This window comes from Gudongella oleilytica, assembly GCF_004101785.1.
GTDB lineage: Bacteria > Bacillota > Clostridia > Tissierellales > Tissierellaceae > Gudongella > Gudongella oleilytica.
Genome location: NZ_CP035130.1, coordinates 2,347,436 through 2,356,157 on the forward strand (window position 1 = coordinate 2,347,436; position 8,722 = coordinate 2,356,157).

At 40.9% G+C, this 8,722-nt stretch carries 10 protein-coding genes; all 10 read right to left on the reverse strand.

What is annotated here, in order from left to right:
- Positions 1-8: 8 nt before the first annotated feature.
- Positions 9-878: a ParB/RepB/Spo0J family partition protein gene (locus EC328_RS11390; RefSeq protein WP_128426928.1), complete on the reverse strand. Its 870-nt coding sequence runs from the start codon at positions 876-878 to the stop codon at positions 9-11.
- A 33-nt stretch (positions 879-911) separates the two neighbouring features.
- Complete coding sequence (locus tag EC328_RS11395) at positions 912-1,676, reverse strand: ParA family protein (RefSeq protein ID WP_128426929.1); 765 nt, start codon at positions 1,674-1,676, stop codon at positions 912-914.
- A gap of 214 nt (positions 1,677-1,890) precedes the next feature.
- Positions 1,891-2,610: a 16S rRNA (guanine(527)-N(7))-methyltransferase RsmG gene (gene rsmG / locus EC328_RS11400; protein ID WP_338035541.1), complete on the reverse strand. Its 720-nt coding sequence runs from the start codon at positions 2,608-2,610 to the stop codon at positions 1,891-1,893.
- Position 2,611: 1 nt separating this feature from the next.
- Positions 2,612-4,510, reverse strand: coding sequence for a tRNA uridine-5-carboxymethylaminomethyl(34) synthesis enzyme MnmG (mnmG, locus tag EC328_RS11405; RefSeq protein WP_128426931.1), 1,899 nt, complete (start codon positions 4,508-4,510; stop codon positions 2,612-2,614).
- Positions 4,511-4,596: 86 nt separating this feature from the next.
- Positions 4,597-5,970 carry a tRNA uridine-5-carboxymethylaminomethyl(34) synthesis GTPase MnmE gene (gene mnmE / locus EC328_RS11410; protein ID WP_128426933.1) on the reverse strand — a complete coding sequence of 458 codons (1,374 nt, stop codon included), beginning with the start codon at positions 5,968-5,970 and terminating at the stop codon, positions 4,597-4,599.
- Between the two features lie 132 nt (positions 5,971-6,102).
- Positions 6,103-6,729, reverse strand: coding sequence for an RNA-binding cell elongation regulator Jag/EloR (gene jag, locus EC328_RS11415; protein WP_128426935.1), 627 nt, complete (start codon positions 6,727-6,729; stop codon positions 6,103-6,105).
- A gap of 1 nt (position 6,730) precedes the next feature.
- Complete coding sequence (locus tag EC328_RS11420; RefSeq protein WP_128426936.1) at positions 6,731-7,441, reverse strand: YidC/Oxa1 family membrane protein insertase; 711 nt, start codon at positions 7,439-7,441, stop codon at positions 6,731-6,733.
- Positions 7,442-7,453: 12 nt separating this feature from the next.
- Positions 7,454-7,669, reverse strand: coding sequence for a membrane protein insertion efficiency factor YidD (gene yidD, locus EC328_RS11425; RefSeq protein WP_128426937.1), 216 nt, complete (start codon positions 7,667-7,669; stop codon positions 7,454-7,456).
- A complete protein-coding gene (gene rnpA / locus EC328_RS11430) occupies positions 7,669-8,013 on the reverse strand; it encodes a ribonuclease P protein component (RefSeq protein ID WP_128426938.1) in 345 nt (114 codons plus the stop codon). The genes yidD and rnpA overlap by 1 nt, the downstream gene beginning before the upstream one ends.
- Positions 8,014-8,064: 51 nt before the next feature.
- Positions 8,065-8,199 carry a 50S ribosomal protein L34 gene (rpmH, locus tag EC328_RS11435; RefSeq protein ID WP_128426939.1) on the reverse strand — a complete coding sequence of 45 codons (135 nt, stop codon included), beginning with the start codon at positions 8,197-8,199 and terminating at the stop codon, positions 8,065-8,067.
- Between the last annotated feature and the right edge of the window lie 523 nt (positions 8,200-8,722).

Genomic DNA, 8,722 nt, shown 5'->3' on the forward strand with positions numbered 1-8,722 from the left:
GTGGAACATTAGCCTACAATCAAGTCAATAAGCCGTTCCAGATCGTCATCATCATAGTATTCTATTTCGATCCTGCCCGACTTCCTTCCGTGGTTTAGGGTAACCTTGGTTCCCAGCGCCCCCATCAGCTTTTCCTCTAACTCGATCATAAACAGTTCTTTTGCCTTTTTATTCCTTTTAGATCTCTTTTTTGAAACCTTGGCCTTCTCTTCGGCCTCTCTGACATTCATGCCCAGCTCAATAATTCTATTAGCAGCCTCAAGCTGATCCTCGTGATTCTTAATGGCCAATAACGCCTTGCCATGACCTCCGGTCAGCTTTCCTTCATATATATATCCTATTATTCGTTCATCGAGATTCAAGAGTCTAATGCTGTTGCTAATATATGATCTGCTCTTCCCCACAGCCTTTGCCAGCTCTTCCTGCTTCAGGCTGTACTCGTTCATAAGTCTTTTATATGCCTCTGCCTCTTCAATAGGGTTTAAATTTTCCCTTTGGACATTCTCAATAAGAGAAATTTTGGCAGCCGTTTCCTCATCTATTTCTCTAACAATTGAGGGGATCCTTTCAAGACCTGCTGCCTTGGCTGCTCTCCATCGCCTTTCACCAGCTATTATTTCATATCGATCGTCTTTTCTTCTCAAAATAATTGGCTGTATAACTCCGTTTTCCTTTATGGAAGCTTTTAGATCGTTCAGAGCGTCTTCGTCAAAGATTTTTCTCGGTTGATCCGACTTTGGAATTATTCTTGAGATCTCGATTTCCTCTACCGCCTCTGAAGGGTTCAGCTTCACATCACTGATAAGCTCCTCAGCCTTTTCCTTATCCTGAATCAATGCAGACAGGCCCTTGCCCAGTCCCCTTTTTTTAGCGTTCATTTGATCCTCTCCCTTCAAATTACTGTCTCGCGATCAATCCTGAAGGAATAAAAATTCCTCTGCTAACTCCATATAGCTGTCAGCGCCTTTGGATTTATTGTCATAGTCCATAATAGACAATCCATAAGATGGAGCTTCAGCAAGTCTTACATTTCTGGGAATAATGCTGGTATAAACCTTCCCTTTGAAAAAAGCCTTTACCTCCTCAACAACCTGAATGGACAGATTGGTCCTTCCATCAAACATGCTCAGTACCACACCTTCTACCTCCAGGCCTGAGTTGTAGCTCTTTTTAACTAGTTCGATAGTCTGGAACAGCTGGCTGACTCCTTCAAGTGCATAATATTCGCATTGTATCGGTATTATGACGCTATCCGAAGCAATCAAGCCTATAACACTTAATATTCCAAGAGACGGAGGACAATCGATAAATATGAAATCAAACTCTCCCTTAATTTCACCGATTATATCCTTAAGTACAGTCTCCCATCCTTCCTTTCTTGCAAGCTCTATCTCTAGCCCTGCTAACTGATTGTTGGATGGTATGATCTTCACATTCTCTGCTGAAGTATCATAAATTCCCTCTACTATTGAAGCTTCATTACTAAGGATATCGTATATGATGACTTCCGCATCGTTTTTGTCGATCCCCAATCCACTGGATGAATTACCCTGAGGGTCAATGTCTATAAGAAGTACTTTCTTCCCCAGTTTTCCCAGACCCGCAGCAAGGTTGATACTGGTTGTAGTTTTTCCTACACCGCCCTTTTGATTAAAGATAGCTATTACTTTTCCCATTCCAACACTCCTCCCGGCAAAATAGCCCTCTTTTTTACACTCTGTCGATAGCACAACGAAGGACGCTTTATATGCAAGTCATTAATTACCTTGTTAGATATATAATAGCATATCCTGAACTCTTTTGAATAAAAAAAGTTCCACGCAAATACATCTATTAGATGTTTCACGTGGAACATTTGTCCAAATCCCAGTGTTTCCAATCGTTTCATGGCTACTTAATTGGTGATTTTCTTGGCTTTCCTCCGCCTCTGGGATACTTTGGAGATGTCTTTGTCAATTTCTTTATCATTACCAGGGTGTGCTCTATGTCTGTCTCAGGGAACATAACCTCTATGACATCCTCAACTGATCCTCCCAAAGTTGATATTGCCTTTCCTGCAAGCTTGACCTCATCCATTGCGGATGGACCTTTCATAGCAATAAACCAGCCTCCCGGTTTAACAAAGGGTAAACAGTACTCACTCAGTGTATCAAGAGAGGCTACCGCTCTTGATATGCAAATATCGAAGGTCTCCCTGTACTCAGGATTCAAAGCTAATTCTTCAGCTCGTCCGTGAATTGCAGTTATTCCATTTAGACCAAGCTCTGCAATTACAAGGTTTAAGAAACTGATCCTCTTGTTGAGACTGTCCATAAGAGTAACCTGAAGCTCCGGGTTCCAAATCTTAAGTGGGATTCCCGGAAAACCTGCGCCTGTCCCTATGTCGATTATTTTCTTACTGCCATCAAATACCCCTGTCAGCGTAGGGGAGAGGCTGTCAGCAAAATGCTTGATATCCATCTCATCGTTGTCAGTTATAGTAGTAAGGTTTATCCTTTTATTCCATTCAAGTATCATTTCCTTGTACTTCAGGAATTCTTTGAAATTTTCTTCGCTTAATCCTATCCCCATTTCACCGGCTGTGCGTCTCAACACTTCGATGCCTGCCACCTTAAGACTCACTCCTTCTACGCTGTTCCAGATGGATCAGCAGAACATTTATATCAGCAGGGGTAACTCCGGATATCCTCGAGGCCTGACCCACTGAATCCGGTTTTATCTTTTCCAGCTTTTGCATGGCCTCATTACTCAGTCCCCTGACTAATTTGTATTCAATATCCTCTGGGATACTCTTGTTTTCAAGCTTCTTGAACTGCTCGATCTGGATCATCTGCTTCTTGATATACCCTTCATACTTAATCTCAGTTTCAACCAGAAGTCTTACCTCCTTTGGAAGGTACTGCCTGCCAATATCGAATGGAATTAAGGATTCATAGGTAAGCTCAGGCCTTTTTATAAGATCGTACAATGTCCAGGCAGTCTTTAAAGGTGTGGACCCCATGCTTTCAAGTATTTTGTTGACCTCCTCGGTAGGAGTAATTATTATCTTTGATAGTCTTGTAAGCTCATCTCTCACAAGCTTTTCCTTCTCGAGCATTTTTTTGTATCTTTCCTCGCTTACCAGGCCAAGCTCGTAGCCTCTTTTTGTTAGTCTAAGATCAGCGTTGTCTTGTCTTAAAGTCAATCTGTATTCAGCCCTTGATGTCATCATTCTATAAGGCTCATCAGTGCCTTTTGTTACAAGGTCATCTATCAAAACTCCTATATAAGCCTCTGATCTATCCAGAACGAATGGCTCCAAGCCCTTTATATTGCAAGCTGCATTTATACCAGCAATCAAACCTTGAGCTGCAGCCTCCTCATATCCGGAGGATCCATTGATCTGACCTGCAAAGAAAAGGTTCTGAATATCCTTGTGCTCCAGTGTCCTCTTAAGTATCGTTGGATCGATTGAATCGTATTCTATGGCATAAGCTGTCCTCATGAATTTAACGTTCTCAAGACCTTTTATCTTCCTGTACATTTCAACCTGGACTTCCTCAGGAAGGGATGAACTGACGCCTTGAACATACATCTCTTTTGTAGTTAATCCCTCAGGCTCTATAAAGACCTGATGCTTGTTCTTGTCTGAAAATCTGACGACCTTATCCTCTATGGAAGGGCAGTACCTTGGTCCGACGCCCTCTATATAACCTGCAAACATAGGGGATCTGTCGAGATTGGCCCTAATTATATCATGGGTCGCCTCAGTCGTATAGGTAAGATAGCAGGGCACCTGTTTTATATCAAAAACCTTGTCAGCGTTAAGAAACGAGAAGGGCACTACTTCATCATCACCTGGCTGGACCTCCATAACGGAGTAATCAATGCTATCCCTGTGGACTCTGGCAGGAGTGCCGGTCTTTAACCTTCTAAGCTGGAAGCCTTTTCTTTTAAGCGAGTCAGATAATAGGAGAGAGGGAAACATACCGTCTGGACCGGATTGGTAGTTTACCTCGCCAATATAGACCATTCCACCCAGATATGTTCCTGTTGCAATGACCACAGCCTTCGCCAGATAGACTCCGCCTGTCCTTGTGACCACGCCTCTTGCCCTATTGTCCTCAAACAGAATATCCGTCGCCTCTGCCTGCCTCAGGGTAAGGTTTGGTTCATCCTCAAGGATCTTCTTCATTTCCATATGGTATTTTTTCTTATCCGCCTGTACCCTGAGAGAGTGGACAGCCGGACCCTTTGAAAGGTTCAACATCCTGCTCTGGATAAATGAACGGTCGATGTTTAAGGCCATTTCTCCTCCAAGTGCATCTATCTCCCTTACAAGGTGTCCTTTTCCGGTACCCCCGATATTGGGATTACAGGACAGGGCAACTATCCCGTCAAGGCTTATGGTAAGAATTACAGTATTTAGACCCATCCTTGCAGCTGCAAGCGCTGCCTCAACTCCGGCATGACCTGCTCCTATGACTGCGACATCGTATTCACCTGCAATATAGTTCTTTGCTTCTCTCATAAAAATCATCCTTAATGGTAAGATTGTTGTTAGCTCTTAGCTCTTTGTCCATTCTCAATTGTCAATTGTCAATCGTCAATTGTCATTTATTTCCCAATACAGAACTCCCTGAATATCCTGTCAAGTACATCCTCGCCAATGCTTTCCCCTGTGATTTCTCCCAGATTTTCCCAGCAACTCCTTAGATCTACCTCCAAACAATCAAGAGGAACCTGTTTTTTCAAATCCTCAATTACTGAATGGATATTATCACTTGCCTGCTCAAGAAGATTCTTATGTCGTATATTGCTGATGATCATATCTGACTCAATAGTAATATCTCCCTGATAGAACATCCTTCTGATGCTATCCTCGAGCTCATCAATGCCTACTCCTTTGGTCATAGATGTTGTGATGATCTCCTTCCCCGAGAATATTTCTGCAAAATAGCCCTCATCGTACAGTTTAGGAAGGTCTGTTTTATTCAAGAGAACTATGGTTTGCTTGTCCTTAATAAGATCGATGATATGATAATCATCCTCTGAGAGTTCACCTGAAATATCAAAAATTGCAATTATCAAATCAGCTTTTTCCAGCATTTCCTTGGCTCTGTCCACGCCCATTTTCTCTACAACATCCTCTGTATGCCGTATCCCAGCGGTATCCATTATCTTAAGAGGGATACCATCTATGTTTATATATTCCTCTATTACATCCCTTGTAGTACCTGGGATGTCTGTTACTATAGCACGATTCTCCCTAAGCACTGCATTAAGTAGTGAAGATTTGCCTACGTTTGGTTTGCCAAGTATGACTGTATTCAATCCGTCTCTGAGGATCTTTCCTCTGCCTGAGGTAGAGAGGAGTCTGCCAATTCGGCTCATTACCTTTTCTCCGCTTTCAATCAGCTCTTCATAGGTCACTTCCTGAATATCCTCTTCAGGAAAATCTATCGATACCTCGATATGTGCGATCATCGAGAGGAGGATTTCGCGTATTCCCTCGATTTCCTTACTCAATCCACCCTCTAACTGTTTAAGTGAGACCTCGTAGCTTTTCTCAGTTTTTGCCTTTATTACATCAATTACTGCCTCTGCCTGGGAAAGGTCCAGTCTTCCGTTCAGGAACGCCCTTTTGGTGAATTCACCCGGTTCAGCAAGCCTCGCGCCCCTCCTCAAGAGAAGCTCAAGTGTTTTCTTTACGGGAATTATGCCGCCATGACAATATATTTCAACCATATTTTCCCTTGTATAGGTAAAAGGCTCCTTCATGAATACTACCAGAACCTCATCGATTATATCATCGCCATCAACCACATGACCGTAAAGAAGCTTCTTATTCTCAAGTACCTCCTCAAAGGAGCTATTAATTCTTTTAAATACTGACTTTCCTATTTCAATTGAGTTTTTACCTGACATTCTAACAATACCAATGCCTGCCTCACCAACGGCAGTTGAAATTGCAGCTATCGTCTCAGACATATTTTCACCCCATTTTACACCATGGTATCAAACCTGTAGCTTTATTTTATAACATCAACGCTGTATGTCAAACCAAAAAACAAAAGCCCTATATAGGGCTCTTGCTGAACTATTCCCGGTATCGGGCATTTATCACTTGTTTATGATTACAACTCTTCTGTACGGCTCAGTTCCTTCACTGTAGGTCGATACTCCGCTTACATTTTGAAGAGCGGAGTGGATGATCCTTCTCTCATATGGATTCATTGGCTCAAGCTTGACAGGTCTCTTGCTGTATAGGGCTTTATCTGCCATTTTCTTGGCAAGCTTTTTGAGTGTTTCTTCTCTTTTTTGCCTGTATCCCTCAGTATCAAGAACAACCTTCAAATACTCGTCTCTGTCCTTATTGACGGCAAGACTGAGAAGGTATTGAAGTGAATCAAGTGTATTTCCTCTTTTACCTATCAGTATACCCATATCTGATGAGGAAATATGATTAATATCCACATGCAGAGTATCTCCCTTCAAAACAACATCCTGAAGGGCTACTATCCCCATACCCTTGAGAACGTTCTCGAGAAACTTGTCTGCAATCTCCTCCGGATCATTCTTCAATGTAACCTTTATCTTTGCTTCCTTAGTACCAATTATCCCGAATAAGCCCTTGGAGGGTTCCTCTATGATCTCAACCTCGACGTCCTTTTCTGTTGCATTAAGCTCAACCAAAGCTTCTTTTAAAGCTTCTTCAACCGTTTTAGAGGTCTTCACAACAAATTTCATATCATTTGGCCCCCTTGATCGACAACGTTGATCTGTTCGAAATAACTTGCTGAACTATAGTAAAGATATTGCTAACGACCCAATACAATGCAAGGCCAGCTGGGAAGCTGCGTGCAGCCATAAAAATCATAACAGGAAGCATGTAGTTCATTATTCTTTGAGTTGCCATTGCCTGCGGGTCCTTATTTCCTTGTCCCATGGTCAAGCTCTGGATATATGTCGTCACAGCAGAGAGGAGTGGAAGACCCCACAAATATATGTCCGGGTTTTCAAGATCGGTTATCCATAAGAAATTCTTCGCCATACTCTCATACAATCCTGGCTCTGTAAAAGCATATGTTGCAGGCTCTCTGAATACTGCAAAAAACGCAAATATGATAGGTAATTGCACCAAAAGGATCAGACATCCGGATGCCGGATTATACTTATGCTTCTTATAAAGCTCCTGCATCTTTACCTGCATTGTTTGTGGATCATTTTTATATTTTGTTTGGATCTCCTTCATCAAGGGTTGAATTTCACCCATCTTTTTAGTAGATCTTGTCTGCTGAAGATTTATAGGCAACAGCATCAGCTTAAAAATTATCGTAGTTAATATTATGGCTATCGCATAGAATGAAATCTGAGCCGGTTCACTCCCAAAAGAGGATGAAACAAAGCTGTAAACTAACTTCAGGATCGACCCCATAATATTACCCAAAAAACCAATCATCGACTAACCCCCTCATTTTAGCGGATCATATCCTCCCTCATGAAACGGATGGCATTTAAGGATCCTTTTTGCTGATAAAAAGCTCCCCTTAAAAAAACCATACTTCGTGTAAGCCTGCAGGGAGTACTCCGAGCAGGTAGGATAAAATCTGCAATTTTTCCCAGTAAGAATATATCTTGAGATATATCTTTGGTAGAATCTGATCAATAAAATAGCAATCCTTGTCATCAATTCACCTTCTCGGCCATGCCGGAAATCCGGTAAATGTGCTTAATAGCGCTTTCCAATTCAGCAAAACTAAGGTCAACGGCATTTTTTTTTGGTATGAAGATCAGGTCGTAGCCCTTTTTAAGATTAGGAAGATAAATTCTGTTTACTTCCTTGATCCTTCTTTTAAGCTTGTTTCTTACAACAGCGTTTCCAATCTTTCTTGTAATAGAAACACCTATCCTCACCTTATCAGTGCCATTTCTTCTGACATACATAATAAGATTTCGATTCCAATAGTTTTTGCCGGATTTGTAGACCTTCTTAAACTCCATATTCTTTCTAAGTCTGTTTTCTTTTTTCACAGGTATTCCACCTTAAAATGACCTTTAATAAAAGGCCACTATCAAGCGGCCTTATGCAGAAAGTTTCTTTCTTCCTCTTCTTCTTCTAGCTTTTAATATCTCCCTACCTGATCTGGTCTTCATCCTTTTTCTGAAGCCATGTTCCTTGCTTCTTTGTCTTTTCTTTGGTTGATAAGTTCTTTTCACCCGACACACCCCCTTCAATAATCATACATCTATATCACCAATATAGAGCTTGCAACATGGAACGCATAAAACACTACTATAAATTATATGTATCAGCCCCGCAGCTGTCAAGTTTTTAAATTTACTGAAAATCCACAAAACACCTGTTCTTAAACTGTTAGTATTGTGGATAAATTTATTGAATAAAGGCTCCCATTTTGGTAAGATAATATAGAATGTTGATAAATTATAAAACTGGTGGATAACTTAAAGTTATACACAATGTGTGTATAGTTTGTGTATAACATTTAACTAATCTATGGTTTTTATATTAAGGTTTCGTAATTTGTTTAAGTTTTTATCCACAATTCTATCTAAATCCAGTTGTGGAAAAAGAAAATACTTAAACATTTTTTTACTGAATCAACAGTAAGTTGATAATTTTATCCACAAATTCTATTAAGTTATCATTTTATTTCCACATATGTGGACAATTCAATTTCTGTTGAAAGCATTGTTGATAATTTCCTGAGGAGGTAGCAGT

Coding starts and splice junctions, on each gene's coding strand:
- jag (WP_128426935.1), bottom strand. CDS start 6,729: ATGAAATTTGTTGTGAAGACCTCTAAAACGGTTGAAGAAGCTTTAAAA.
- EC328_RS11390 (WP_128426928.1), bottom strand. CDS start 878: ATGAACGCTAAAAAAAGGGGACTGGGCAAGGGCCTGTCTGCATTGATT.
- mnmG (WP_128426931.1), bottom strand. CDS start 4,510: ATGAGAGAAGCAAAGAACTATATTGCAGGTGAATACGATGTCGCAGTC.
- yidD (WP_128426937.1), bottom strand. CDS start 7,669: ATGACAAGGATTGCTATTTTATTGATCAGATTCTACCAAAGATATATC.
- EC328_RS11395 (WP_128426929.1), bottom strand. CDS start 1,676: ATGGGAAAAGTAATAGCTATCTTTAATCAAAAGGGCGGTGTAGGAAAA.
- EC328_RS11420 (WP_128426936.1), bottom strand. CDS start 7,441: ATGATTGGTTTTTTGGGTAATATTATGGGGTCGATCCTGAAGTTAGTT.
- mnmE (WP_128426933.1), bottom strand. CDS start 5,970: ATGTCTGAGACGATAGCTGCAATTTCAACTGCCGTTGGTGAGGCAGGC.